The 26,029-nt window shown below is 72.9% G+C and carries 16 protein-coding genes and 1 pseudogene; 8 read left to right on the forward strand and 9 right to left on the reverse strand.

Going from position 1 to position 26,029, the window contains the following annotated elements; all coding sequences use genetic code 11:
* Nucleotides 1-169 precede the first annotated feature (169 nt).
* From ACZ56V_RS06250 to nirD, 3 genes are read left to right on the forward strand one after another with little or no spacing between them, the layout of a single operon-like run.
* Entirely contained in the window at nucleotides 170-1,426 is a 1,257-nt protein-coding gene (locus tag ACZ56V_RS06250; protein WP_398911087.1) for an NAD(P)/FAD-dependent oxidoreductase, read from the forward strand.
* Nucleotides 1,426-4,038 (forward strand): nitrite reductase large subunit NirB, encoded by a 2,613-nt coding sequence (nirB, locus tag ACZ56V_RS06255; protein ID WP_468939722.1) that lies wholly within the window; start codon nucleotides 1,426-1,428, stop codon nucleotides 4,036-4,038. The genes ACZ56V_RS06250 and nirB overlap by 1 nt, the downstream gene beginning before the upstream one ends.
* The gene (nirD, locus tag ACZ56V_RS06260) at nucleotides 4,035-4,400 is read left to right on the forward strand and encodes a nitrite reductase small subunit NirD (protein WP_468939725.1); all 366 of its coding nucleotides are present in this window, start codon (nucleotides 4,035-4,037) and stop codon (nucleotides 4,398-4,400) included. Before nirB ends, nirD begins: the two co-directional genes overlap by 4 nt.
* Before the next feature lie 51 nt (nucleotides 4,401-4,451).
* Here the strand turns inward: nirD and ACZ56V_RS06265 are convergent, their stop codons facing one another.
* Nucleotides 4,452-5,384 (reverse strand): oxidoreductase, encoded by a 933-nt coding sequence (locus ACZ56V_RS06265; RefSeq protein ID WP_468939728.1) that lies wholly within the window; start codon nucleotides 5,382-5,384, stop codon nucleotides 4,452-4,454.
* Between the two features lie 183 nt (nucleotides 5,385-5,567).
* Here ACZ56V_RS06265 and ACZ56V_RS06270 point away from each other — a divergent pair, with 183 nt between their 5' ends.
* Nucleotides 5,568-6,023 (forward strand): LAETG motif-containing sortase-dependent surface protein, encoded by a 456-nt coding sequence (locus tag ACZ56V_RS06270; protein ID WP_398911076.1) that lies wholly within the window; start codon nucleotides 5,568-5,570, stop codon nucleotides 6,021-6,023.
* 31 nt (nucleotides 6,024-6,054) lie between these two features.
* On the opposite strand, the gene ACZ56V_RS06275 is transcribed toward ACZ56V_RS06270, so the two are convergent.
* Together ACZ56V_RS06275 and ppdK are read right to left on the reverse strand one after the other, a co-directional pair.
* Nucleotides 6,055-7,263 (reverse strand): acyltransferase family protein, encoded by a 1,209-nt coding sequence (locus ACZ56V_RS06275; RefSeq protein ID WP_468939732.1) that lies wholly within the window; start codon nucleotides 7,261-7,263, stop codon nucleotides 6,055-6,057.
* A gap of 225 nt (nucleotides 7,264-7,488) precedes the next feature.
* The gene (gene ppdK / locus ACZ56V_RS06280; RefSeq protein WP_468939735.1) at nucleotides 7,489-10,218 is read right to left on the reverse strand and encodes a pyruvate, phosphate dikinase; all 2,730 of its coding nucleotides are present in this window, start codon (nucleotides 10,216-10,218) and stop codon (nucleotides 7,489-7,491) included.
* Nucleotides 10,219-10,700: 482 nt separating this feature from the next.
* Between ppdK and ACZ56V_RS06285 the strand changes: the two genes are divergently transcribed.
* On the forward strand, nucleotides 10,701-12,482 hold the full coding sequence (locus ACZ56V_RS06285; protein ID WP_468939737.1) for an alkaline phosphatase family protein: 1,782 nt from the start codon (nucleotides 10,701-10,703) through the stop codon (nucleotides 12,480-12,482).
* Here ACZ56V_RS06285 and dusB read toward each other — a convergent pair whose 3' ends face one another.
* Nucleotides 12,483-13,649 carry a tRNA dihydrouridine synthase DusB gene (gene dusB, locus ACZ56V_RS06290; RefSeq protein ID WP_468939739.1) on the reverse strand — a complete coding sequence of 389 codons (1,167 nt, stop codon included), beginning with the start codon at nucleotides 13,647-13,649 and terminating at the stop codon, nucleotides 12,483-12,485. It abuts the gene before it with no gap.
* A gap of 108 nt (nucleotides 13,650-13,757) precedes the next feature.
* On the opposite strand from dusB, the pseudogene ACZ56V_RS06295 reads away from it, so the two are divergent.
* Nucleotides 13,758-15,202 (forward strand): annotated as a pseudogene (locus ACZ56V_RS06295) (MFS transporter).
* An 8-nt stretch (nucleotides 15,203-15,210) separates the two neighbouring features.
* On the opposite strand, the gene ACZ56V_RS06300 reads toward ACZ56V_RS06295, so the two are convergent.
* The 4 genes from ACZ56V_RS06300 to ACZ56V_RS06315 form a co-directional block, all read right to left on the reverse strand.
* The gene (locus tag ACZ56V_RS06300) at nucleotides 15,211-15,339 is read right to left on the reverse strand and encodes a hypothetical protein (protein ID WP_468939741.1); all 129 of its coding nucleotides are present in this window, start codon (nucleotides 15,337-15,339) and stop codon (nucleotides 15,211-15,213) included.
* Between the two features lie 259 nt (nucleotides 15,340-15,598).
* Nucleotides 15,599-20,005: an HAD-IC family P-type ATPase gene (locus ACZ56V_RS06305; RefSeq protein ID WP_467377956.1), complete on the reverse strand. Its 4,407-nt coding sequence runs from the start codon at nucleotides 20,003-20,005 to the stop codon at nucleotides 15,599-15,601.
* Nucleotides 20,006-20,014: 9 nt separating this feature from the next.
* Complete coding sequence (locus tag ACZ56V_RS06310; protein WP_468939744.1) at nucleotides 20,015-20,755, reverse strand: hypothetical protein; 741 nt, start codon at nucleotides 20,753-20,755, stop codon at nucleotides 20,015-20,017.
* Nucleotides 20,756-20,858: 103 nt separating this feature from the next.
* Nucleotides 20,859-21,764, reverse strand: coding sequence for an MmyB family transcriptional regulator (locus tag ACZ56V_RS06315; protein ID WP_356359919.1), 906 nt, complete (start codon nucleotides 21,762-21,764; stop codon nucleotides 20,859-20,861).
* A gap of 101 nt (nucleotides 21,765-21,865) precedes the next feature.
* Between ACZ56V_RS06315 and ACZ56V_RS06320 the strand changes: the two genes are divergently transcribed.
* Together ACZ56V_RS06320 and ACZ56V_RS06325 are read left to right on the forward strand one after the other, a co-directional pair.
* Nucleotides 21,866-23,296 carry an MFS transporter gene (locus ACZ56V_RS06320; protein WP_468939748.1) on the forward strand — a complete coding sequence of 477 codons (1,431 nt, stop codon included), beginning with the start codon at nucleotides 21,866-21,868 and terminating at the stop codon, nucleotides 23,294-23,296.
* Between the two features lie 124 nt (nucleotides 23,297-23,420).
* On the forward strand, nucleotides 23,421-24,494 hold the full coding sequence (locus tag ACZ56V_RS06325; protein WP_468939751.1) for a chitinase: 1,074 nt from the start codon (nucleotides 23,421-23,423) through the stop codon (nucleotides 24,492-24,494).
* A 140-nt stretch (nucleotides 24,495-24,634) separates the two neighbouring features.
* Here the strand turns inward: ACZ56V_RS06325 and ACZ56V_RS06330 are convergent, their stop codons facing one another.
* Nucleotides 24,635-26,017, reverse strand: a complete 1,383-nt coding sequence (locus ACZ56V_RS06330; protein WP_398911053.1) for a glycine--tRNA ligase — start codon at nucleotides 26,015-26,017, stop codon at nucleotides 24,635-24,637.
* Between the last annotated feature and the right edge of the window lie 12 nt (nucleotides 26,018-26,029).

Raw genomic sequence — 26,029 nt, forward strand, 5'->3', positions numbered from 1 at the left:
CCGTCCATCGAGATGAGGGACTTCTGAGGTTCCCGCCGCGCCCGTCCGCAGCCCCTGACACGCCCCGGTCGCCCCTCACACGGCCCGGCCGCCCCCGCTGAGGGCAGCGTTCCCCGCGGGAAACAGAAGGGATGCCACCGGGTAACACCCGCACCGCACGCTCGGTGCCATGACCTCGAAAACGCGTGTGGTGGTGATCGGCGCCGGACTCGCGGGCGTGACGCTCGCCCGGCGGCTCGGTGAGCTGGGCACGCCCGCGCTGCTGCTCGGCGACGAGGAGCACCGTCCGTACAACCGGGTGCTGCTCGCCGAGGTGCTGGCCGGACGGTACAGCCCCGAGGTGATCGCCCTGCCGGCGCCCGCCGGACTGCTGCGCGGCCGGGTCACCGGCGTCGACCGGGCCGGGCGGACCGTGCGGTGCGCCGACGGTTCGGTGATCGCCTACGACACGCTGGTGCTGGCCACCGGCTCCAACGCCGTGCTGCCGCCCCTGCGCGGCCTGTTCTCCCCGGACCACGAGCTGCCCGAGGGCGTGCACGCGTTCCGGACGATGGACGACTGCCTCGGACTGTCGAAGGCGGTACGGCCGGGGGCGCGGGCGGTCGTCATCGGCGGCGGGCTGCTCGGGGTGTCCGCCGCCCGCGCGCTGGCCGTGCGCGGCGCCCAGGTCGTCCTCGCCCAGCAGTCCGAGCGGCTGATGGAGCGGCAGCTCGACCCGGCGGCCTCCGCGCTGGTGCGGCGGCACCTGGAGGGTCTCGGCGTCGAGGTGCACACCGAGTGCCGGGTACGGGACGTGCGCAGCGTCGGCGGGGCGGTGCGGTCCGTGGAGATGGGCGACGGGTACGCCCTCGGCACCGACCTGGTCGTGCTCGCGTGCGGGGTCCGGCCGCGGGTCGGGCTCGCGCGGGAGGCGGGTCTCGAGGTCGGCAAGGGCGTCCTCGTCGACGACGAGCTGCGCACCTCGGACCCGCGCATCCGCGCCGTCGGCGACTGCGCCGAGCACGCGGGACGCGTGTACGGGCTGGCCGCGCCCGCCCTCGAACAGGCGGACGCGCTCGCCGGGCTGCTCGCCGGGGACGGCACGGGGAGCGGCGCGGCAGCCCCCCGCTACACCGGCACCCGCTCGCTGACCCGGCTGACCCTCACCGGGCCGGACGGCCCCTTCGGCGGGCCGGACAGCCCCTTCGACCTCGCCGCGTTCGGCGAGACCGACCCCCGCCCCGGCGACGACGTCGTGCAGCTCGCCGACGCCACCCGGGGCACCTACCGCAAGGTCGTCGTCCGCGACGACCGGCTGGTCGGCGGGGTCCTGGTCGGCGAACTCGGCACCGTCGGCGCGCTGGCGCGCGCCTGGGAGGGAGCAGAGCCGCTCCCCTCCGACGGCGGCCCCCTGCTCCACCTGCTCACCCAAGACGGAGGCTCCTGATGACCGCCACCCCGGGGCACACCCCGACGATCGTGCTGGTCGGCCACGGCATGGTCGGCCAGCGTTTCCTGGAGGCCCTCGCCGAGCGCGGCCTGACCGGCACGCACCGCGTGGTCGTCCTGTGCGAGGAGCCGCGCCCCGCCTACGACCGCGTCCAGCTCACCTCGTACTTCTCGGGCAAGACCCCCGAGGACCTGTCGATGACCGACCCGGTCTTCGTCGCCGAGCACGGCATCGAGCTGCGCGTCGGGGACCCGGCGGAGACCGTCGACCGGGAGGCCCGCAAGGTGACCGCCCGCTCGGGGCTGGTCGTCGAGTACGACGTGCTGGTCCTGGCCACCGGCTCCTACCCGTTCGTCCCGCCGGTGCCCGGCAAGGACGCCGAGGGCTGCTTCGTCTACCGGACGATCGAGGACCTCCTCGCCATCGAGGAGTACGCGAAGAACGTCACGACCGGTGCCGTGGTCGGCGGCGGGCTGCTCGGCCTGGAGGCGGCCGGGGCGCTGAAGGGCCTCGGACTCACCTCGCACATCGTGGAGTTCGCGCCCCGCCTGATGCCGGTGCAGGTCGACGAGGGCGGCGGCGCGGCGCTGCTGCGCACCATCGAGGAGATGGGCCTGTCGGTCCACACGGGCGTCGGCACCCAGGAGATCGTGGTCGACGAGGCGGGCGCCGTCACCGGCATGAAGCTGTCCGACGGCTCCGAACTCGCCACCGACCTCGTGGTGTTCAGCGCCGGTGTCCGCCCCCGCGACCAGCTGGCCCGGGACTGCGGACTCGCGGTCGGCGAGCGCGGCGGGATCAGCGTCGACGAGCGGTGCCGCACGGTCACCGACCCGCACGTGTTCGCGATCGGCGAGTGCGCGCTGGCGGCCGACGGCCGGGTGTACGGGCTGGTGGCGCCGGGGTACGAGCAGGCCGAGACGGCGGCGGCGACCATCGCGGCCGAGGAAGCGTCCTTCACCGGCGCCGACCTGTCCACCAAGCTGAAGCTGCTCGGCGTGGACGTGGCGTCCTTCGGCGACGCGCACGGCACCGCCGAGGACTGCCTGGACGTCGTCTACTCCGACTCCCGGGCGGGCCTGTACAAGAAGCTGGTCGTCGGCCGTGACGGCACGCTGCTCGGCGGCATCCTGGTCGGCGACGCGGAGGCGTACGGCACCCTGCGGGCCTTCACCGGCTCGGTCCCGCCGGTCTCCCCGGAGTCGCTGGTGCTGCCCGCCGGTGCCGGTGCCCCGGTCCAGCTGGGCCCGGCCGCGCTGCCCGACGACGCGGTGATCTGCTCCTGCCACAACGTCACCAAGGGCACCATCCGCGGCGCGGTGACGGAGCACTCCTGCACGACCGTGCCCGAGGTGAAGAAGTGCACCAAGGCGGGGACCGGCTGCGGCTCCTGCGTCAAGGTGCTCGGCCAGCTGGTCACCGCCGAGCTGGAGGCGAGCGGCGTCGAGGTCGACAAGGGGCTGTGCGGCTGCTTCGCGCAGACCCGCGAGGAGCTGTACGAGATCGTCCGCGCCCTGCGGATCACCTCCTACCGGGAGCTGCTCGACCGGCACGGCCGGGACGGCGCGCGGGGCGGTGAGGGCTGCGAGGTGTGCAAGCCGGCGGTCGGCTCGATCATCGCCTCGCTGGCCCCGGCGATCGGCGCGAGCGGCTATGTCCTGGAGGGCGAGCAGGCCGCGCTCCAGGACACCAACGACCACTTCCTCGCCAATCTCCAGCGCAACGGCTCGTACTCCGTCGTCCCGCGCATCCCGGGCGGCGAGATCGCGCCGGAGAAGCTGATCGTCATCGGCGAGATCGCCCGGGACTTCGGGCTCTACACGAAGATCACCGGCGGTCAGCGCATCGACATGTTCGGCGCCCGCGTCGAGCAGCTGCCGCTGATCTGGGCGCGGCTGGTGGACGCCGGCTTCGAGTCGGGGCACGCGTACGGGAAGTCGCTGCGCACGGTGAAGTCCTGCGTGGGGCAGACCTGGTGCCGCTACGGCGTCCAGGACTCGGTGCGGATGGCGATCGACCTGGAGCTGCGCTACCGGGGCCTGAGGTCCCCGCACAAGCTGAAGTCGGCGGTCTCGGGGTGCGCCCGCGAGTGCGCCGAGGCCCAGTCGAAGGACTTCGGGGTGATCGCCACCTCCAACGGCTGGAACCTGTACGTCGGCGGCAACGGCGGCGCCACTCCGCGCCACGCGGACCTGCTCGCCCAGGACCTCTCCGACGCCGAACTGGTCCGTCTGATCGACCGGTTCCTGATGTTCTACATCCGCACCGCCGACAAGCTGGAGCGCACCTCCACCTGGCTGGAGCGCATCCCCGGCGGCCTGGACCACGTACGGGACGTGGTGGTGCACGACTCGCTCGGCATCTGCGACGAGCTGGAGTCCCTGATGCGGGCCCACGTCGCGCACTACCGGGACGAGTGGGCCGAGACCATCAACGACCCCGAGAAGCTGGCGCGGTTCGTGTCCTTCGTGAACGCGCCCGACACCCCCGACCCGGTCGTGGGCTTCGTGCCCGAGCGCGACCAGATGAAGCCCGACCTGCCGCTGCTGGACATCGGCCTGCGGCGCCCCTCGGAAGACGACCTCCTGGAAGGAAGCACCCGGCGATGACCCTGGCACCCGAGTCCCTGGCACCCGAGACGACCGACCTGAAGGTGCGGCTGAGGCTGACCGACGACTGGTTCACCGCCTGCGACCTCGGCGTCCTGCTCCCGGGCCGGGGCGTGGCGGCCCTGCTCCCGGACGGCGGCCAGGTCGCCCTGTTCCGCGACCGGGACGGCGGGCTGTACGCCATCGACAACCGGGACCCGTTCACCGGCGCGGCCGTCCTCTCCCGCGGCCTGACCGGCACCCACCGGGGCCGCCCGTTCGTCGCCTCCCCACTGCTCAAGCAGCGCTTCGACCTCACGACCGGCGAGTGCCTGGACGACGCGGCGATCCGGGTGGACGCGTACGAGGTGAAGGCCGCCTGACCCGTTCGGCGTGGCCGTGGAGGACTCGGGCGTGGGCGGCCCCGGAGCCCCTCAGGGCAGCAGCGGCTCGTAGACGACCCCGGTCAGCCGCTCGGAGGCGGCCCACAGCCGCTCCCCCATCGCGTCGTCGGTGGTCCAGGACGCCCGCCAGGACGGTGCGGGCGTCCCGCGCCACATCGCGAAGGACGGGCCGGTGAAGGAGTCGGAGGGCACGCCGGGCGCGGTCGCCGCGTACAGGACGGGCAGCGCGCCGGCCTCCGGGGACTGGGCGACGACCCGGCTCCCGAGCCGCGCCAGCCGCTCGGCGAGCCGGCGCCCCTCGGCCCGGGGCCCGGCGGCATGGAGCCCGGTCTCCGCGTACCCGGGGTGGGCGGCGACCGCGCGTACGTCGGAGGCGCCCTCCCGGGCCGCGAGCCGGCGCGCCAGTTCGTGGGTGAAGAGCAGGTTGGCGGACTTCGACCGGGCGTAGGCGGTCCAGCGCCCGTAGCGGCGCACGTTGTTGAGGTCGCGCGGATCGACGTTGGCCAGCACGTGCAGGAAGCTGGAGACGGTCACGATCCTGGCTCCGGGCGCGGCCAGCAGGGAGGGCAGCAGCAGCCCGGTGAGGGCGAAGTGCCCCAGGTGGTTGACGCCGAACTGGGTCTCGAAGCCGTCCACCGTCGTGCTGTGCGGCAGCGCCATCACCCCGGCGTTGTTGACGAGGAGATCCACCCGCTCGTACGACAGCCCGTAGGCGAACTCCCGGACCGAGGCGAGGTCACCGAGGTCCAGCCGCGCCGGTTCCACGGCGGCGGACGGCACCTCGCCGAGCAGGCGTGCCACGGCCGCGTTCCCCCGCTCGGCGCTGCGGCAGGCGAGCACGACGGACGCGCCCTTGCGCGCCAGCTCCCGGGCGATCACGTAGCCGAGGCCGCCGTTGGCCCCGGTGACGACGGCGACGCGCCCGTCCAGGTCGGGGATGTCGCCCGTGCTCCAGCCGGTCATCCGCGGCTCCTTCGCTGGTCGGGACCTCTCTCACCGTACGCGCCCGGCGGGCCTGAGCGGAGAGCTACCGTCCGGTCACGTCACGTTCCCATCACGAGTCCTTCATATCTCCACCACTTCTCGGTCACCTCAATAGCTTCGTCACCTCACATCCGCTCTTCCACACCATTCCCGGGACTCTCGATGAAGCTGCTCCGCAAGCCCGCCGCCGTGACCGTCGCCGCGCTGGCCCTGGCCGCCCTGCCGGCCGCCGCCCAGGCGCACGACGGCGCCCACCCGTTCAAGAACTGCACCGAGGCGTACGACGCCGGGTACTCCAACATCAAGAAGGGTGACGAGCACTACGGCGAGCACCTGGACCGCGACAAGGACGGCGTCGGCTGCGACAAGCCGCCGGCCGGTTTCGTGCCCGCCGACGACAAGGACACCGACGACGCGGCGGGCTCCGGCAGCGGCAAGGACTCCGGCAGCGAGGAGGGCGGCGGGGACGAGGCCGCCGGGCAGCAGGGCACCGACCTGGCCGAGACCGGCGGCGACGACAGCACGCCGTACCTCGCGGCGGGCGGCGGGATCGTCGTGCTCGCGGGCGGCGGACTGCTGCTGGCCGCGCGGCGGCGCCGGGGTGACGGCGCCGCCTGACCCCGCGTGCGGCGCGCGGAGCCCCGTCGGTTCAGCGGCGGGGCTCCGGCGTCTTGAGGCTGAAGGCGGCGCTGCTCAGCCAGCGCCGTGCGGCCCGGGCCACCGGGCGCTCCACGAACCGCTGCACGACGTAGGAGAGCGCGACCAGGGCGGCGACGGTGACGCAGACCACGACCCACGGGTGGGCCCGGTCGCCGAAGCGGTGCAGGATGTTGACGCCGATGGCGTCGTGCAGCAGGTACAGCGGGAAGGTCAGGGTGCCCGCGACGGTCAGCCCGCGCCAGCGGACGCGGCTGGTCCAGCCGAGCGCGACGGCGGCGATCAGCAGGAAGAACACCGTGATCACCACGACCAGCCAGGCGCGGTGAGGCTGCCAGGAGTCCCAGTTGAGGCGGCCCCCGTCGGGCGTCAGCAGGTAGTGCAGCGCCACCAGCCACGACATGGCGACGATGCCCCACAGCAGCGGGGTCGGCCGGTAGCGGTGCATCAGGTAGAAGGCCATGCCCGCGATGAAGTACGGGGCGGACGGCGGGTTCGTCAGCAGCGTGAGCAGGTGGATGTCGGCGCTGGGGGCGAGCACGGCGGCGACCGTCCACAGGCCGCAGTAGATCACCACGCGCTGGTAGGTCAGGCCCTTCCACACCACGACCGCGAACGTCAGGTAGAAGCACAGCTCGGGCCAGAGCGTCCAGTAGACGGAGTCGAGGTGCTCCACCCCGAGCGGGGTCTGGAGCATCGTCAGGTTGGCGAAGAGCACGCGCGGGGGCGGGTGACCGAACGGGTTGTCGGCGAAGTAGATCACGCAGGCCGTGATGGCGACGGCCGCCCAGTACATCGGGTAGAGCCGGGTGACGCGGGAGATGAAGAAGTCGCGCGGGGTGCGGCCCCACGCGCTCATGCAGATGACGAAACCGCTGATCAGGAAGAAGAGTTCGACACCGAGCCGGCCGTAGGCGAAGTAGCCGTGGGCCTCGGGGAAGACGTCCTCGACGGGGCGGTCCCAGATGGTCTGCATCGTGGAGGGCACCTGACCGACGAAGTGGAAGAAGACCACGGACAGGGCGGCCAGGAAACGCAGTCCGTCCAGGGCCGCGAGCCGGTTCCTGCGGACCGGGGGCCCGGCCTCGGGGACCGTCTCCCGGGCGCCGGTCCGGGGGCTCGGCACCGCGTCGGCGGTTCTGTCGCCGGTTCCGTCCCGGGTGGCCGTGCCGACCGTGTCCCGGTGCTCCGTCTGCGTCATCCAACCACCGTTCCGGGTGTCGGCCGCTGTCCGCTGCCAGGGCCCTCCAACTCTGCTGACAGCTTGCTGCTGCTCAGCACACGGGAATTCACACCGTTGAACGTGTCACAAAAGGCGGCACCCCCGCACGGGTGCCGCCTTCTCGTGGACCGGAGCCGCCGCCGATCGGTGAGGGTGGTCGGGTGACAGACGGCGGCTCCGGGGCATCAGGGTCCCTTTCGGGGACTAGCGGTGGTCGCTGCCCTTCGACAGCGACGCCGCCCGGCCCGCCTCCAGGCGGGCCACCGGGATCCGGAACGGGGAGCAGGAGACGTAGTCCAGACCCACCTCGTGGAAGAAGTGCACCGACTCCGGGTCGCCGCCGTGCTCGCCGCAGACACCGAGCTTCAGGTCGGGACGCGTGGCGCGGCCGGCCTTCGCGGCGGCGGCGACCAGGGAGCCGACGCCGTCCTTGTCGATGGTCTCGAACGGGGAGACGCCGAAGATGCCCTTCTCCAGGTAGGCGGTGAAGAAGCTGGCCTCGACGTCGTCGCGGCTGAAGCCCCACACGGTCTGGGTCAGGTCGTTGGTGCCGAAGGAGAAGAACTCCGCGGCCTCGGCGATCTGACCGGCGGTCAGCGCGGCGCGCGGCAGCTCGATCATCGTGCCGATCGACAGCTTGAGCTTGGCGCCGGTGGCCGCCTCGACCTCGGCGATGACCTGGTCGGCCTCCTCGCGGACGATCTCCAGCTCCTGGACGGTGCCGACCAGCGGGATCATGATCTCGGCACGCGGGTCGCCCTTGCTCGCCTTGCGCTCGGCGGCGGCCTCCGCGATGGCGCGGACCTGCATGGTGAACAGGCCGGGGATGACCAGGCCGAGGCGGACGCCGCGCAGGCCCAGCATCGGGTTCTGCTCGTGCAGCCGGTGCACGGCCTGGAGCAGGCGCAGCTCGTTCTCGTGCGGCTCCTGCCGGGACTCGGCGAGCGCCACGCGCACCGACAGCTCGGTGATGTCGGGCAGGAACTCGTGCAGCGGCGGGTCGAGGAGGCGGATGGTGACCGGCAGGCCGTCCATCGCCTCGAACAGCTCGACGAAGTCCTGCTTCTGGAGCGGCAGCAGCTCCTTGAGGGACTCCTCGCGCACGGCCTCGCTGTCGGCCAGGATCAGCCGCTCCACCAGCTCGCGCCGGTCGCCGAGGAACATGTGCTCGGTGCGGCACAGGCCGATGCCCTGGGCGCCGAACCGGCGGGCCCGCAGCGCGTCCTCGGCGTTGTCGGCGTTGGCCCGCACCCGCAGCCGGCGCTTGCGGTCGGCGAAGGCCATGATGCGGTGCACGGCCTCGACCAGCTCGTCGGCGTCCTCGGCGCCCGCGTGCATGCGGCCCTCGAAGTACTCGACGACCGGGGAGGGCACGACCGGCACCTCGCCGAGGTAGACCTTGCCGGAGGAGCCGTCGATGGAGACGACGTCGCCCTCCTCGACGACGTGCCCGCCGGGCACGGTCATCCGGCGGCGCTTGGTGTCGACCTCCAGCTCCTCGGCGCCGCAGACACAGGTCTTGCCCATGCCGCGCGCGACCACGGCCGCGTGGGAGGTCTTGCCGCCGCGCGAGGTCAGGATGCCCTCGGCGGCGATCATGCCGTCCAGGTCGTCGGGGTTGGTCTCGCGGCGGATCAGGATGACCTTCTCGCCGGACCGGGACCACTTGACGGCGGTGTACGAGTCGAAGACGGCCTTGCCGACCGCCGCGCCCGGCGAGGCGGCGATGCCCCGGCCGACCTGCTCGACCTTCGCCTCGTCGTCGAAGCGGGGGAACATCAGCTGGGCGAGCTGGGCGCCGTTGACCCGCTGGAGGGCCTCGGCCTCGTCGATCAGACCCTGGTCGACGAGCTGGGTGGCGATGCGGAAGGCGGCGCCCGCGGTGCGCTTGCCGACGCGGGTCTGGAGCATCCACAGCTGGCCGCGCTCGATGGTGAACTCGATGTCGCACAGGTCCAGGTAGTGGTTCTCCAGCGTCTCCATGATCTGCATCAGCTGGTCGTACGACTTCTTGTCGATCCGCTCCAGCTCCGCCAGCGCGACGGTGTTGCGGATGCCGGCGACGACGTCCTCGCCCTGGGCGTTCTGGAGGTAGTCGCCGTAGACGCCCTGGTGGCCGGAGGCGGGGTCGCGGGTGAAGGCGACGCCGGTGCCGGAGTCGGGGCCGAGGTTGCCGAAGACCATGGAGCAGACGTTGACGGCGGTGCCCAGGTCGTGCGGGATGCGCTCCTGGCGGCGGTAGAGCTTGGCGCGCTCGCCGTTCCAGGAGTCGAAGACCGCCTTGATGGCGAGGTCCATCTGCTCGCGCGGGTCCTGCGGGAAGTCCCGGCCCGCCTCGGTCTTGACGATCTTCTTGAACTTGGTGACGAGCTTCTTGAGGTCGGCGGCCTCCAGCTCGGTGTCGACCGCGACCTTCTTGGCCGTCTTCGCCGCCTCCAGCGCCTCCTCGAAGAGGTCGCCGTCGACGCCGAGGACGGTCTTGCCGAACATCTGGATCAGGCGGCGGTAGGAGTCCCACGCGAAGCGGTCGTCGCCGGCCTGCTTGGCCAGGCCCTGCACCGACTTGTCGGAGAGGCCGATGTTGAGGACGGTGTCCATCATGCCGGGCATGGAGAACTTGGCTCCGGAGCGCACCGACACGAGGAGGGGGTCGTCGGCCTGGCCGAGCTTCTTGCCCATCTTGGCTTCCAGGGCGTCGAGGTGCGCACTCACCTCGTCCCGCAGGGCCGCGGGCTCCTCACCGCTGTCGAGGTAGGTCTTGCAGGCCTCGGTGGTGATCGTGAAGCCCGGAGGGACCGGGAGACCCAGGTTGGTCATCTCGGCGAGGTTGGCACCCTTGCCGCCGAGGAGGTCCTTGAGGTCCTTGTTGCCCTCGGTGAAGTCGTAAACGAACTTCGCTGCGTTCGCTACCTGGGGATCTTTGTTTTCCGACACGGGTCTCGACTCCTCGAGGACGCGGTGGCTGCCCTGACGGCGAGGAATGTACCCAGATCAAAGGCACCTGGGTACGTCCACTTGCGCGTCACGCGCCCGTAACCACTCGTCCGCCAGCGGATCGAAAGTCAAGGCTTGGCAAGCGACCGACCGCTTGTGTTTTCACTTCTTGAATGAATGAACTCTTCGGTACGACTTCCATCGCTCATTCGAGCGGCATTCTCCACGTTTGAGTTCGATCGATGAACGATCAAGGTGTGGCACTCAGTGCCACACCTTGGAGAAGTGGAGTCGCTCAAGATCCGCTCATCTGAGCGCCACTCCTATCAGAGGTGGCGAGAATCACGCTCCCACAGACCGCCGGATTTCACCATGCGGACCGGTGAACGGACCGCTCGTGCCGGACGTACGAGAGTCCGGCGGGTCCCGGCCCCCTCGCCGGGGCCCGCCGTCCACCGGGTTTCGCACGGAAGGACCTTCGGGTGCCCGTCATCACGCCTTTCCGCCGGCCGCCACGCCCCACCGGCGACGCTCCCGACGGCCCCGACACACCCGCTCCCGCCCCGCTCGACGCCCTCAGGCCCCTCTGGGCCCGCCTCGCCCGCCGGCGCGCCTGGCGCACCCGGCACCCGCGCGCCGCCCGCGTCGTCCGCCGGGTCACCACGGCCCTTTCGGCCATTCTGGTTCTCGGGGCGCTGCTGCTGCCCAACACCCTCGTCGCCGTGGAGCCCAGCCGCTTCGCGCGGATCCCGGCGGAGGCGGTCGTCGCGGCGGTGCTGCTGCTCTGCCTGCCCCGCGTGCCGCGCCTGGTGGCGGCGGCGCTGTTCGGGACCGCCCTCGGGGCGCTGACCGTGCTGAACCTGCTCGACATGGGCTTCACCGAGTACCTGGGCCGGAGCTTCAACCTGGTCCTGGACTGGGGGCTGCTCGACGACGCGCAGTCGTTCGTGGCGGACTCGATGGGCGGGGCGGCGGCGACCTGGGCCGCGGTGGGCGCCGTGGTGCTGGCCGCCTCACTGCTGGTGGTCATGGCGCTCGCGGCGGTCCGGCTCGGCGAGCTGCTCGCCGCGCACCGGGAGCGGGCGGCACGGGGCGCGCTGATGGCGGCCACCGTGTGGATGACCTGCGTGGCGCTGGGTGTGCAGACCTTCGGCGTGCCGGTCGCCACCACGAGTGCCTCCCGGGCCGCCGAGGCGCAGGCGCACCGGGTGGTGGACACGCTGCGGGACGAGGCGGCCTTCGCGAAGGAGGCGAAGGCGGACCGCTTCGGCGCCACGCCCGGCGCCGAGCTGGTGCCGGACCTGCGCGGCAAGGACATGATCTTCACGTTCATCGAGAGCTACGGCCGCAGCGCCATCGAGGACCCGGTGATGGCACCGGGTGTCGGCCGGACGCTGGACGCGAGCACCGGGGCGCTGGCGAAGGCGGGCTTCCACGCCCGCAGCGGCTGGCTGACCTCGGCGACGTACGGCGGCAGCAGTTGGCTCGGCCACTCCACCTTCCTGTCCGGCCTGTGGGTGGACAACCAGCAGCGCTACCGCACCGTGACCGCGGGCGACCACCTCACGCTCACCAAGGCGTTCGGGAAGACCGGCGACTGGGACACGGTCGGGGTCATGCCGGGCGTGCAGAAGGCCTGGCCGGAGGCGGACTGGTACGGCCTGGACAAGGTCTACGACGCCTCCGACGTGGGCTACCGGGGGCCCAAGTTCAGCTGGTCGACGATGCCCGACCAGTACGCACTGGAGGCGTTCCAGCGCCTGGAGCACGGCAGGAAGCGCGACAGGCCGCTGATGGCGGAGGTCATCCTCACCTCCAGCCACCAGCCCTGGGCCCCGGTCCCGAGGATGGTCGGCTGGGACGAGGTCGGCGACGGTTCGGTGTACGACGGGATCGAGGCGGCGGGCGTGAAGGCGTCCGACATCATCACCGACTCGGCCCGCTCGAAGGAGGAGTACGGCAAGTCGATCCAGTACTCGGTCACCAGCCTCACCCAGTGGCTGGAGCGCTACGGCACCGACGACACCGTCCTCGTCTTCCTCGGCGACCACCAGCCGCTCGCCCGCGTCAGCGGGGACAAGGCCAGCCGCGACGTCCCGGTGTCCATCGTCGCCAAGGACCCGAAGGTGCTCGACGCGATCGACGACTGGAACTGGACGGAAGGGCTGAAGCCGGCCGAGGACGCCCCGGTGTGGCGGATGAGTTCCTTCCGCGACCGCTTCCTGACGGCGTACGGCTCCGTCCCGCACCCCACCCAGGGCTGATCAGCCGCCGGAGGTGTCCAGCTCCGCGTCCTCGCCGACCCCCGCGCAGTCGTACGGGTCCTTCAGCCAGCCGTCGGGCAGGACCACCCGGTTGTTGCCGGAGGTGCGGCCGCGGGGGCCGTCGGCGCCGGTGGGCCAGGGCTGGTCGAGGTCGAGTTCGTCGAGTCCGGCGCGCAGTGCTTCCAGGGAGGAGGTGATCGCGAGCCGCTTGCGCATCTCGGAGCCGACGGCGAAGCCCTTGAGGTACCAGGCCACGTGCTTGCGGAAGTCGATGACGCCCCGCGCCTCGTCGCCGATCCACTCCCCCAGCAGCGTGGCGTGCCGGACCATCACGTCGGCGACCTCGCGCAGGGTGGGCCGCACGAAGGAGTCGGTGCGCCCCTCGAAGGCGGCGACCAGGTCGGCGAAGAGCCACGGCCGCCCGAGGCAGCCGCGTCCGACCACGACGCCGTCGCAGCCGGTCTCGCGCACCATGCGCAGCGCGTCCTCGGCGGACCAGATGTCGCCGTTGCCGAGGACGGGGATCTCCGGGACGTGCTCCTTGAGGCGGGCGATGGCGTCCCAGTCGGCGGTGCCGCCGTAGTGCTGGGCGGCGGTGCGGCCGTGCAGGGCGATGGCGCTGACGCCCTCCTCGACGGCGATACGGCCGGCGTCGAGGTGGGTGAGGTGGTCGTCGTCGATGCCCTTGCGCATCTTCATGGTGACGGGCAGGCCGCCGGCACCGGTGACGGCCTCGCGGACGATGGCGCGCAGCAGGTTCCGCTTGTACGGCAGCGCCGAGCCGCCGCCCTTGCGGGTCACCTTCGGGACCGGGCAGCCGAAGTTCAGGTCGATGTGGTCGGCGAGGTCCTCCTCCGCGATCATGCGGACGGCCTTGCCGACGGTCACCGGGTCGACGCCGTACAGCTGGATCGAGCGCGGGGTCTCGGTCGCGTCGAAGCGGATCAGCTGCATGGTCTTCTCGTTGCGCTCGATCAGCGCCCGGGTCGTGATCATCTCGCTCACGAACAGGCCCTTGCCGCCGCTGAACTCCCGGCACAGCGTGCGGAAGGGCGCGTTGGTGATGCCGGCCATCGGCGCCAGCACCACGGGCGGCGCGACGGTGTGCGGGCCGATCCGCAAGGGCGCGGCGGTGATCTCGGGGGCGGGCGTGGTGAGCGTGGACATTCCCCCATTGTCACGCACGCGGGGCCGTGCCCGTCGCGCCCTGTGGACGAAGACCATGCATCGGTCATTAGTTAGACGCACTATCGAAGTGGGCGTAGGCTGGAGTTCATGCCGGAGCTCACCCATCGCCGCCGCATGCTCGTGCTCGCCATCTGCTGCATGAGCCTGCTGATCGTGAGTATCGACAACACGATCCTCAACGTCGCCCTCCCGTCCATGCAGCGCGACCTGCACGCGAGCACGTCGGGCCTGCAGTGGGCGATCGACGCGTACACGCTGGTGCTGGCCGCGCTGCTGATGCTGGCCGGCTCCACGGCCGACCGGATCGGCCGCAAACGGGTCTTCATGACCGGCCTGGTGCTCTTCACCCTCGGCTCGTTGCTGTGCTCCCTGGCCCCGGACCTGTCCTCGCTGATCGTCTTCCGGATGATGCAGGCGGTGGGCGGTTCGATGCTCAACCCGGTCGCGATGTCGATCATCACCAACACCTTCACCGACCCGCGCGAGCGCGCCCGCGCGATCGGCGTCTGGGGCGCGGTGGTCGGCATATCCATGGCCGCGGGGCCGCTGGTGGGCGGGGTGCTCGTGGATCGGTCGGCTGGCGCTCGATCTTCTGGGTCAACCTGCCGGTGGGCCTGGCCGCCCTGCTCCTCACCCTCCGCTTCGTCCCCGAGTCCCGCGCGCCGAAGGCCCGCCGCCCCGACCCGCTGGGCCAGGTGATGGTGATCGTGCTGTTCGGTTCCCTGACGTACGCGATCATCGAGGCGCCGAACGCCGGGTTCACCAGCGTGCTCCCCTACGCCGTCCTGGCCCTCGCCGCGCTGGTCGGCCTGCTCGTCCACGAGCCCCGTCGCGCCGACCCGCTCATCGAGCTGCGCTTCTTCCGGTCGGCGCCGTTCAGCGGGGCCACCGTGATCGCGGTCAGCGCCTTCGCCGCGCTGGGCGGCTTTCTTTTCCTGTCCACGCTGTACCTGCAGAACGTGCGCGGGCTGAGCGCCCTGGAGGCCGGCCTGTGGATGCTGCCGATGGCCGTCCCGACCTTCCTGTGCGCCCCGCTCTCCGGGCGGCTGGTCGGCAGCCGGGGGCCGCGCCTGCCCCTGCTGATCGCGGGCGGCGCGCTGACGGTCAGCGGGACGCTGTTCGCCGCCTTCGAGGCCGAGACCTCCGACGTCACGCTCTTCCTCGGCTACGTCCTGTTCGGCATCGGCTTCGGCTTCGTCAACGCCCCCATCACCAACACCGCGGTCTCCGGCATGCCCCGCGCCCAGGCCGGGGTCGCGGCCGCCGTCGCCTCGACCAGCCGCCAGCTGGGCCAGACGCTCGGCGTGGCGATCGTCGGCGCGGTGCTGGCGGCGGGCGTGGGCGCCTCGTCGTACCGCGACACCTTCGTCTCCGCCGCCCGCCCCGGCTGGTGGATCCTGGCCGCCTGCGGCCTCGCGGTCCTCGTCCTGGGCGCCGTCACGAGCGGCCGCTGGGCCCGCCGCACCGCGGAGCGCACGGCCGAGCGCCTGGCGTCGCCGGAGGTGCGGGAGGCGGCACGGACGGGGGCCTGACGGCGGCCTCAGACGTAGTCGAAGTACCGGTCGGGCCAGACCAGCGGCACTTCTTCGCCGCCCGCGTCGCCCTCATCGTGCGCGTCGTCGTGTCCGAGCGCCGCGAGTGTCTCCGCGAAGGCCCGGTCCTCGTCCACCGGCGTCGGGGCCGGGCGTGCACACCTCGTCCAGCGACGTCACGAACTCCCCGCTCGGGCCCGCCGCGGAGTCCGCCGTCCGGCCGGCTCCCGATCCGGCGCGCCCGTGAGGAGGGCGAGCGGCGCGCGGAGACCCAGGTCGAAGTCCCGGGGCCGTTCCCGGTGGTCCGGGGCGTCGTGTGCGCCCAGGGGCGTCCGGATCTCGTCCGGGGGGAAGCACGAACGCGCCCTTCGGTCGGCGACGGCCAACCCGCGCGCGTCATCCCCTCGCGTCCTGCGGCGCCGCACCGGATGTCACCGCGGGCAGCCGTTCCGCCATCTTCGGCCAGTACTTCACGATCGCGTCCTCCACGCCCGGCAGCGCCCGCTGCCCCGCGAGCGCCAGCGCGATCGCCGCGGCCACGCCCGTCCACGCGACCGGCCCCAGCGGGGTGCAGCCGAAGAGGCGGCTGGCGCCCGGGGTCTGGACCAGGGCGACCAGGGCGGCGGCCGAGCCGAGGGAGGTGACCTGGACCAGGCGGCTGTCACGGCGGTCGGCGAGGGTCTGGGCGAGCTGGGTGCCGACGACCGCGCACAGGGCCATGGTCGTCGCGCGGCGCTCCGTGCCCGGCGTGAAACGGCCGAGCAGCCAGGCCGCGGTCGCCCCCAGCGCCGTGGTCAGCGCCCGGTGCCGGATCTGCCGGAGCAGGGGCTCGCCCAGCACGGCCGTACCGAGCGGCGCGCCCGCGTCGGCGGCCTCCTGTTCCGGGTCCCCGGTCTTCGTCACCGCGACCGCCATCGCCGGGAACAGGTCGGTGAACAGGTTGACCAGCAGCATCTGGCGGGTGGACAGCGGGGCGGCGCCGCCCAGCACCGTGCCGAGGATGCCGAAGCCGACCTCGCCCGCGTTGCCGCCGATCAGGATGGCGATGGCGTCGGCGACGCTGTGCCACAGCGCCCGGCCCTCCCGCACCGCCTCCACCAGGACCAGCAGGTCGTCGCCGGTGACGACCAGGTCGGCGGCGTTGCGGGCGGCGGCCGAGCCGCGGGCGCTGATGCCGACGCCGATGTCGGCGGCCCGGATCGCGGCGGCGTCGTTGGCGCCGTCGCCGACCATGCCGACGACCCGCCCGGCGTCCCGCAGCGACTCGACGACCTGGAGCTTCTGCTCGGGCGCCACCCGGGCCACCACGTCCGCGTCGCGCAGCATCCGGGAGCGCGCGGTGCGGTCGGCGGCGGCGAGTTCGTCGCCGGTGACCACGACCGCGTCCTCGGGCCAGCCCAGGTCGACGGCGATGGCGTGGGCGGTCTGCGGATGGTCGCCGGTCAGCACCACGGGCCGTACGCCCGCCTCGCGCAGCCCGCGCACCAGCGCCGGGGAGGTCTCGCGGGGCACGTCGGCCAGCGCGAGCAGTCCGGCGAACTCCAGCTTCGACGGCTGCCGTTCGAGGACGTCGGCCGCCTTCTCGCCCTTGGCCAGGGTCCGCCGCGCCACCGCGATGATGCGCAGTCCGTCGCCGGCCAGCCGCTGCGCCACCTCCGAGGTGTGCGCCGGCAGGTCGGCGCAGGCGGGCAGCACCGTCTCCGGGGCGCCCTTGACCACCAGCACGGCGGGGCCCCTGCCGCCTTCGCGTCCGACGGCGGCGGCGTAGCCGCGGGAGGTCTCGAAGGGCAGTCCCTCCTCCTGCGTCCAGTCGGGGTCGTCCCCGGCCGCGTCCAGGACGGCCTCGTCGGTGGCGTGGGTGGGCCGGGCGCCGTCGCCGTTCAGCCGGGGGCAGGCGCGCGCGGCGACCCGTACGGTGCCGGCGGTCTCCGCCTCGCCCACCCTGCGGACCGTGCCGTCGGTGCCCGCGACCCGCGACAGCCGCAGCCTGTTCTCGGTGAGGGTGCCCGTCTTGTCGAAGCAGACGGTGTCCATCCGGCCGAGCGCCTCCAGTGTGCGCGGGGTGCGCACCAGGACGCCCCGGCGGCTGAGGCGGCGGGCCGCCGCGAGCTGGGCCACCGTCGCCACCAGCGGCAGCCCCTCGGGCACGGCGGCCACCGCCACCGACACGCCACCGGCGACGGCCTGCCGGATCGGCGCCCCGCGCAGCAGCGAGAGCCCGGTCACGGCGGCCCCGCCCGCCAGGGTGAGCGGCAGCGCCTTGCGGGTCAGCTCCTGGAGCCTGGCCTGCACCCCGGCCGCCGACGGTGTACGGGCCGCCAGCGCCACCGCCCGCGCGGCCTCGGTGTGCTCGCCGGTGTCGACGACGACGGCACGGGCCCGCCCGGCCACCACGGTCGTGCCCTCGAAGACCATGCAGAACCGCTCCGCCACCGGGGCGCGGGGCGACGGATCCACCGACTTGTCCACCGGCAGCGACTCACCGGTGAGCGCCGACTCGTCCACCTCCAGGCCGTCCTCCCACAGCAGCCGCGCGTCGGCGGGTACCACGTCGTCCGCCTTCAGCTCGATCACGTGGCCGGGGTGCAGCTTGGCCGCGTCCACGATCCGCGGCTCACCCTCCCTCGCGAACTCCGCGCTGTCCGGGCCTAGTTGCTCCTCGGTGACCCGGGCCTTCTGCTTCTGCTCCGCCAGCAGCCCGGACAGCGCCCGCTCGGCGCGCAGCCGTTGGAAGCCGCCGACCAGCGCGTTCAGGTCGAGGGCGCCGACGACGAGCAGCGCGTCGACGACCGAGCCGAGGATCGCGGAGGCGGCCGAGCCCACCGCGAGGACCGGGGTGAGCGGATCGTCCAGCTCCCCGCGTACGGCGCGGGCCAGCTGCCACGACCAGCGGACCGGGGCCAGCACGGGCACCCGGCCCGCCCGGTCGGCGGCGGCGCGCAGCCGGGCGGTGGCCTGCTCCACGGCGGTCGGCTCGGGCTCGCGCTCCCGCTCCAGCCGGTCCCGTACGTCGCCCGGGTCCAGCGCGTGCCACGCCACCCGGGCCCGGGGGTGCGGGGCGCGGGCCATCGCCACGCCGATCGCGGCCCGCGTTCCGGACAGCAGCGCCACCGCCGCGCTCGCGTCCACCGGCGCGTGCCGCATCCCCAGCAGCGACGACACGCCGCCCCGGCTCCTGCCGCGCGCCTCGCCGACCGCCACCAGCAGTCCGGACAGCGCGGCCCCGGACCGGGCCAGCGTCTGCGACCGGCGCCCGACCGCCCGCGCGACCGGCACCGCCCGCAGCACCCGCCACACGTCGGCGAGCCCCTGCGGTGCGAGCACGTCCGCGCCCCAGGCCACCGGGCAGTCCGCGTCGGCCAGCGCGACGGCCACGTCCCCGGCGAGCAGCCCGGCCGACACGGAGTCGTCGTCGCCGGGCAGCGGCCGTACGACGGTGAGGACGCCGCCCTCGGCGCGCAGTTCCGCCACGACGTCCGCGAGCGGGCGCCGGGCGGCGACGACCTGGTCGGCGAGGCCGGTGAAGTCGGCCAGCGCCGGGTCCTCGACCATGACCACGCGCAGTCCCGCGCGCCGCGCCGCGTCCAGCACGTCCTCGGTCCACGGGTCGGCGCCCGCGTCCGGCACGCGCAGCGCGCTGGGGTGCAGCACGACCGTGCGGACCATCTCCAGCTGCCGCAGCCGCCCGGGATCGCGCACGAGCACGCCGGTGCGGGACAGCGCGGCGCTCAGTACGGCGTGGAAGGCGGCGGGCCCGTAGCGCGCGGCCTTGGGCGAACCGGCGAGCAGCGCCTCGGCCGCCTCGGCCACGTCGTGCTTGACCAGCAGGGTCGCGGCGGCGCCCGCCACACTTCCCGCCGAGGCGTGGGCGGCGTAGTCCTGGGCCGGTGAGGTGCGCGGCGCCGGACGCAGCGCGGGTGCGGCGGGCAGGCTGTCCCGGCCGGGGACGCACAGCTGGTCGTGCACGACCTCGAAGGCGGCCCCGCGCGCCACCGCCTCCGTCAGCTGGCAGGCGCGCAGCGCCCCGTCGAGCACCAGCGAGGTGGGGCTCTGCCCGGCGCCGTGGACGGCGGCGTTGGCGGCGGCCAGCGCCACGTCCATGCGGTGCTCGCCCAGCCGCTCGCCCAGCCAGGCGCGGAAGGCCGGGTTCTCGCGCAGCAGCGTCGCCACGGCGGTGACCAGGCGGGGCGTGGGCGGCAGCCGCAGCCGCGCGCCGGTCACGGCGGCGGCGATGCCCAGCACGTCGGCTGCGAGCGCGGTCGCCGCGACCCGTACCGGGGCCGGGTCGCCGGGGTGGTCCGTCTCGTCCACCGGGTCGTCCGCGGCGGCGGGGGCGGCTTGGTCCGCCCGGGTGAGTCCGTGGCGTTCGGCGAGTTCGGTGGCGTGGTCCACGACGCGGTCGGTGAGCGTGTCCTCGGTCGCGGTCACCACGAGTCTGGCGAGACCGGTGTCCCAGTAGGCGAGCAGGACGTCCGGGTGCTCGGCCAGTGCCGCCGCCACCCGCCGCGCCACGCGCTCCGTACCGCCCGCCGCGCGTACCTCGTCCGTGGCGGCGGGCCGCAGCGCGAGGTGGGCCCGGGCTCCGGCCCGCCAGCCCGGCGATCCGCCGGGCAGCGCGGCGCGGGCCACCCGTGCCGCCCGCGCCGCGAAGTCGGCGCCGCGCACACCGGCCCGTGCGGTGCCCGCCGCCGCTCCGGCCGCGGCGCCCACGGCGGGCGCGGTACCGCGCGCGAGCAGCCGGGGACCGGCCAGCACCAGCCCCGTGACGGCGTCCTGGGAACGCGTCAGCAGTCCACCGACCATGGCGCTCCCTCAGCCGGACGAGCGGGTGCGCGACGCGGCGGCCGTCTTGCGGCCGCGGCCGCGGCTGCCGCCGGAGGCGGAGGGCCGACTGGAGGACGCCTTGGTCCCCGACTGGCTCCTGGCCCGAGTGGGGGACGCGGTCTTCTTCGCGGAGGTCTTCTTCGCGGAGGTCTTCTTCGCGGAGGTCTTCTTGGCGGCGGCCGACTTGCTCGCCGTGGACTTCTTCGCGGCGGCGGACCTGCCTGAGGTGGACTTGCTCGCCGTGGACTTGGCGGCGGCCTTCTTGGCGCCGGTGGTCCGCTTCGCCGCGGCCGCCTTCGTCCCGGCCGCGCCGGCCGTACCACTCTTCGCGGTACCCGCCTTCGCGGTGCCCGTCTTCGACGCGCCCGCCCTGGCGGTGGTCTTCCGGGCCGGCGTCCGGTCGGGCTTCGTGTCCGCGGCGCCCCGGGCCTCCCCCGCGTCACCGCCCTTGCCCGCGCTCCCGTTCCGGTCCTGCCCGCGCGGCTGCGTCAGCCAGGCCACCGCCGCTCCGGTGGCGGCCACCGGCCACTCCACCAGTCCGGCGACGCCCAGCACCCCGGCGCCCGTGTAGACGAGCACGCGCCGCCCGCGCGGCGACACCGCCCCGATCCTGTCCAGCGCGCCCTCGGCGGCCCTGCCCACCGTCCCGGCACCCGGCACCTTCCGCACCGCCGAAGCGGCCGCGTGCAACGGCCGCGGAAGTGTCCGCGCCGACTTCTGCTCAGCCATGACTCTTCGTCCTCGCCCTGTCCGTGCTGTGGGAACCCCGGGCCCGTGGAAGGCCTGGGAACATCACCTTCCGCACATCTCCGGGTTCCCGCACCTCGGGCACTCATCCGGACGATGTCGGTCCGCGTTCCAGGGCGATCGCGTGCAGCTTCTCCAGCCGCTCCCGGGAGACCTCGTCGGCCGGGGCGTACGTCACCATCCGGGGCCCCGGTTCCGGTCCGAGCCACAGGTCGGTGTGGTCGACGCGGATCCGGCCTACGTACCGGTTGAGGAACTCCTTGCGCTTGCCGCGGTGCGCGACCACCTCGTACCGCTCCCAGGCCTCGCGGAAGTCCGGCGACTGGGTGCGCAGCCGCTTGAGCAGCATCTTCCAGGCGGGCTCGGCGAGATGTCCGGCCATGGTCGCGCGGAACCGCGCCGCCATCAGCCGCTGGGTCTCCTCCAGGTGCACGATCGAGGACCGCCAGTCCTCGTGGGTGAAGCAGAGGATCATGCAGTTGCGGTCCTCGGGCGGTACCGCCTCCAGGTCGCACAGCAGCAGCCCGTACGTCCGGTTGTGGGCGAGGATGTCGTACCGGCTGTTCTGCACACAGGCGGGATACGGCTCGAACTGCTCGAGCAGGGCGCGCACCGCCGGGGTGATGGCCGGGCACACCGTCGCAGGCGTCGGGTCGACGGCCCCCGCCAGCCGGAAGAGGTGGGCGCGCTCGGTGGGGTCGAGCAGCAGGGCGCGGGCGAGGGCGTCGAGGACCTGCACGGAGACCTGGATGTCCCGGGCCTGCTCCAGCCAGGTGTACCAGGTGACGCCGACGGCCGAGAGCTGGGCGACCTCCTCGCGCCGCAGCCCCGGGGTCCGGCGCCGGCGTCCGCGGGGCAGCCCGACCTGCTCGGGGGCGATGCGCTCGCGGCGGCTGCGCAGGAAGGCGGCGAGTTCGTGCCGCCGGATCTCCGAGCCGGTGTCCCGGGGCGGGGACTGCACCGCCGTCTCCTGGCCCGTCGTGGTCGTCATGCCTCCATGGTGCCGCGTCCCGAACCCTGTTGCCAGGTACTTCTACTACCAGCATAAAGAGACTCTGGTACCACCCTGGAAAGGGTCGCAGGCTCGACCACGTGACCGAAACCATCACTTCACGTCCCGTCCGTACGGCACCCCCGGCGCCACCCGCGCTCGGCGGCCTCGGACTGTTCACGGTGCTGCTGGCCGCGGCACTCCCGCTCGTCGACTTCTTCATCGTCAACGTCGCCCTGCCCACCATCGGCGCGGACCTCTCCGCGAGCGAGGCGGTCCTGGAACTCGTCGTCGCCGGGTACGGGGTGGCGTACGCCGTCCTGCTGGTCCTGGGCGGCCGGCTCGGCGACCTCTTCGGCCGGCGCCGCCTGTTCCTGGGCGGCATGGCGGCCTTCGGGCTGACCTCGCTGGCCTGCGGTCTCGCGCCGGACGCCTGGACGCTGGTGGCGGCACGGGTGGCGCAGGGCGCCTCGGCCGCCGCGATGCTGCCGCAGGTGCTGGCGACCATCCAGGCGACCACCTCCGGTCCCCGGCGTGCGAAGGCCATGGGCCTGTACGGGGCGACGGCCGGCCTGTCGATGGTGGCCGGGCAGATCCTGGGCGGCGTCCTGGTGGCCGCCGACATCGCGGGCACCGGCTGGCGTTCCGTCTTCCTGGTGAACGTCCCGGTCGTCCTCGTGGGCCTGTTCCTCGCCGCCCGCGCGGTCCCGGAGACCCGTTCCGCGCACCCCGAGCCGGTGGACGTCCCCGGCACCTTCCTGCTGGCCGCCTCGATCCTGACCCTGCTGGTCCCGCTCACCGAGGGCCGGGCGGCGGGCTGGCCGCTGTGGACCTGGCTGTCGCTGGCGGCGTTCCCGTTCGTGGCGGCGGCGTTCTTCGCGGTGGAGCGCCGGGCGGACCGCGCGGGCCGTACGCCGCTGGTCCCGCCGAGCCTGTTCGCGATCGTGTCGCTGCGCCGCGGCCTGCTGCTCATCGTGCCGTTCTCGATCGGCTTCAGCGGCTTCATGTTCGTCATCGCGGTGGCGTTGCAGCAGGGCGCGGGTCTGGGCCCGGTGGCCGCGGGTCTGGCCCTGGCCCCGCTCGCGGTGGTGTTCTTCCTCTTCTCCCTCGCCGGTCCCCGGCTGGTCACCCGCTACGGCACCCGCGTGGTGCCGACCGGCGCCGCCCTCCAGGGGCTGGGCCTGGCCCTGATGACGCTGGCCGCGTGGCGTTCCTGGCCCGACCTCGGCCTGGTCGAACTCCTGCCGGGCGCGGCGGTCGCGGGCGCGGGCCAGGCGCTCCAGCTCCCGGTCGTCCTCCGGCTGGTCCTCTCGGAGGTGCCCGCCGAACGCGCCGGCGTGGGCAGTGGCGTCATGGTCACCACCCAGCAGTCGTCGCTGGCCCTGGGCGTGGCCACCCTGGGCACGCTGTTCCTGTCGCTGACCCCGGGCATGGGCATGCGGGACGCCCTGGTGACGACGCTGCTGGTGCAACTGGCGGCGGTTGCCCTGACCGGCCTGCTGAGCCTGCGCCTCCCCCGGACGATCGCCTGACGACCACCCGATCCACACCCGCCACTTGGTCCAGACCTCTTGACGAAAGGTCTGGACCAAACCACTGTCATGCCTACGACACAAGTCGACTCCCCCTCACCGAACCCCCACCGGGAGGCCCGGCATGATCCGCCGCACGTTCCGTCCACTGACCGCCGCACTGGCGGCCACCGTTCTGGTCCCCCTGGGCGTCGCCACCGCGTCCGCCGCCCCCACCGGCACCGCCCCCGCCCCGGCCGCCGACACCTGCGCCGTGAAGTCCAAGCCCGCCGGCAAGGTCCTCCAGGGCTACTGGGAGAACTGGGACGGCGCCGCCAACGGCGTCCACCCGCCCTTCGGCTGGACCCCGATCACCAACCCCCAGATCGCCGCCCACGGTTACAACGTTCTCAACGCGGCCTTCCCGGTGATCCGCTCCGACGGGACGGCGCTGTGGGAGGACGGCATGGACGCGGGCGTGAAGGTGGCGACGCCCGCCGAGATGTGCGCGGCCAAGGCGTCCGGGCAGACGCTGCTGCTCTCCATCGGCGGCGCGACGGCCGGCATCGACCTCAACTCGACCGCGGTCGCGGACCGTTTCGTCGACACGATCGTGCCGATCCTCAAGAAGTACAACTTCGACGGCATCGACATCGACATCGAGACCGGCCTGACCGGCAGCGGCAACATCAACCAGCTCTCCACGTCCCAGGCCAACCTGATCCGCGTCATCGACGGCGTACTGGCCCGCATGCCCGCGGGCTTCGGCCTCACGATGGCCCCGGAGACGGCGTACGTCACCGGCGGCAGCGTCGTCTACGGCTCGATCTGGGGCGCGTACCTGCCGATCATCAAGAAGTACGCGGACAACGGCCGCCTGTGGTGGCTGAACATGCAGTACTACAACGGCAGCATGTACGGCTGTTCCGGCGACTCCTACGCGGCCGGCACCGTGCAGGGCTTCACCGCCCAGACCGACTGCCTGAACAAGGGCCTGGTCATCCAGGGCACGACGATCCGGGTGCCCTACGACAAGCAGGTCCCGGGCCTGCCCGCCCAGCCCGGCGCGGGCGGCGGCCACATGTCACCGTCCCTGGTCTCCCAGGCCTGGAACCACTACAACGGCTCCCTCAAGGGCCTGATGACCTGGTCCCTCAACTGGGACGGCGCGAAGAACTGGACCTTCGGCGACAACGTGAAGTCCCTGCAGGGCCGCTGAGCCGGGGGCTGAGCCTGTAATACAGGCCCCCGAAACGCCGAAACGCCCACCCCCCGCCCGACCGAGTCGGGTGGTGGGTGGGCATGGATCCCGGGGGTCCAGGGGGCGGAGCCCCCTGGTACCTCAACGCAAACGGACGTTCAGCAGCCAACCAGCCGAGAGGCGAGGTACCCCTCGATCTGGTCCAGCGACACACGCTCCTGCTTCATGGTGTCCCGCTCGCGAACGGTCACCGCGTTGTCGTCCAGCGTGTCGAAGTCGACGGTCACACAGAACGGCGTCCCGATCTCGTCCTGACGCCGGTAACGGCGCCCGATCGCGCCCGCGTCGTCGAACTCGATGTTCCAGTGCTGCCGCAGCGCCTGCGCCAGCCCCTTCGCCTTCGGTGACAGGTCGGGGTTGCGGGACAGCGGCAGCACGGCGACCTTCACCGGGGACAGCCGCGGGTCGAGCCGCAGCACCGTGCGCTTCTCCAGCTTGCCCTTGGCGTTCGGCGCCTCGTCCTCGATGTACGCGTCGAGCAGGAAGGCGAGCATCGCGCGCCCGACACCGGCCGCCGGCTCGATGACGTACGGCGTCCAGCGCTCCTGGGCCTCCTGGTCATAGTAGGAGAGGTCATGGCCGGAGGCCTTGGCGTGCGAGGAGAGGTCGTAGTCGGTCCGGTTGGCGACACCCTCCAGCTCGCCCCACTCACTGCCGCCGAACTGGAAGCGGTACTCGATGTCGGCGGTGCGCTTGGAGTAGTGGGAGAGCTTCTCGGCGGGGTGCTCGTACCACCGCATGTTCTCCTCGCGCAGGCCGAGACCGGTGTACCAGTTCCAGCGCTGCTCCATCCAGTACTCCTGCCACTTCTCGTCCTCGCCCGGCTTGACGAAGAACTCCATCTCCATCTGCTCGAACTCGCGGGTGCGGAAGATGAAGTTGCCGGGCGTGATCTCGTTGCGGAAGGACTTGCCCATCTGGGCGATGCCGAACGGCGGCTTGCGGCGCGAAGTGGTCTGCACCTGGGCGAAGTTGGTGAAGATGCCCTGGGCGGTCTCGGGCCGCAGGTAGGCGACGGAGCCGCTGTCCTGGGTGGGGCCGAGGTGGGTGGAGAGCAGACCGGAGAACTGCTTGGGCTCGGTGAAGGTGCCCTTGTTGCCGCAGTTGGGGCAGTTGAGGTCGGCCAGACCGTTCTCGGGGGCGTGGCCCTTCTTCTCCTCGTACGCCTCCTCCAGGTGGTCCGCGCGGAACCGCTTGTGGCAGGAGGTGCACTCGGTCAGCGGGTCCGTGAAGGTGGCGACGTGACCGGAGGCCACCCAGACCTCGGGGGCCAGGATCACGGAGGAGTCGAGACCGACGACGTCCTCGCGCGAGGTGACCATGTAGCGCCACCACTGGCGCTTGAGGTTCTCCTTGAGCTCGACACCCAGCGGACCGTAGTCCCAGGCGGCGCGCTGACCGCCGTAGATCTCACTGCACGGGAATACGAAGCCACGGCGCTTGCTCAGGCTGACGATGGTGTCGATCTTGTCGGCGGCCACGGTGCTCTCTTC

This window comes from Streptomyces sp. NPDC034099 (assembly GCF_055575415.1).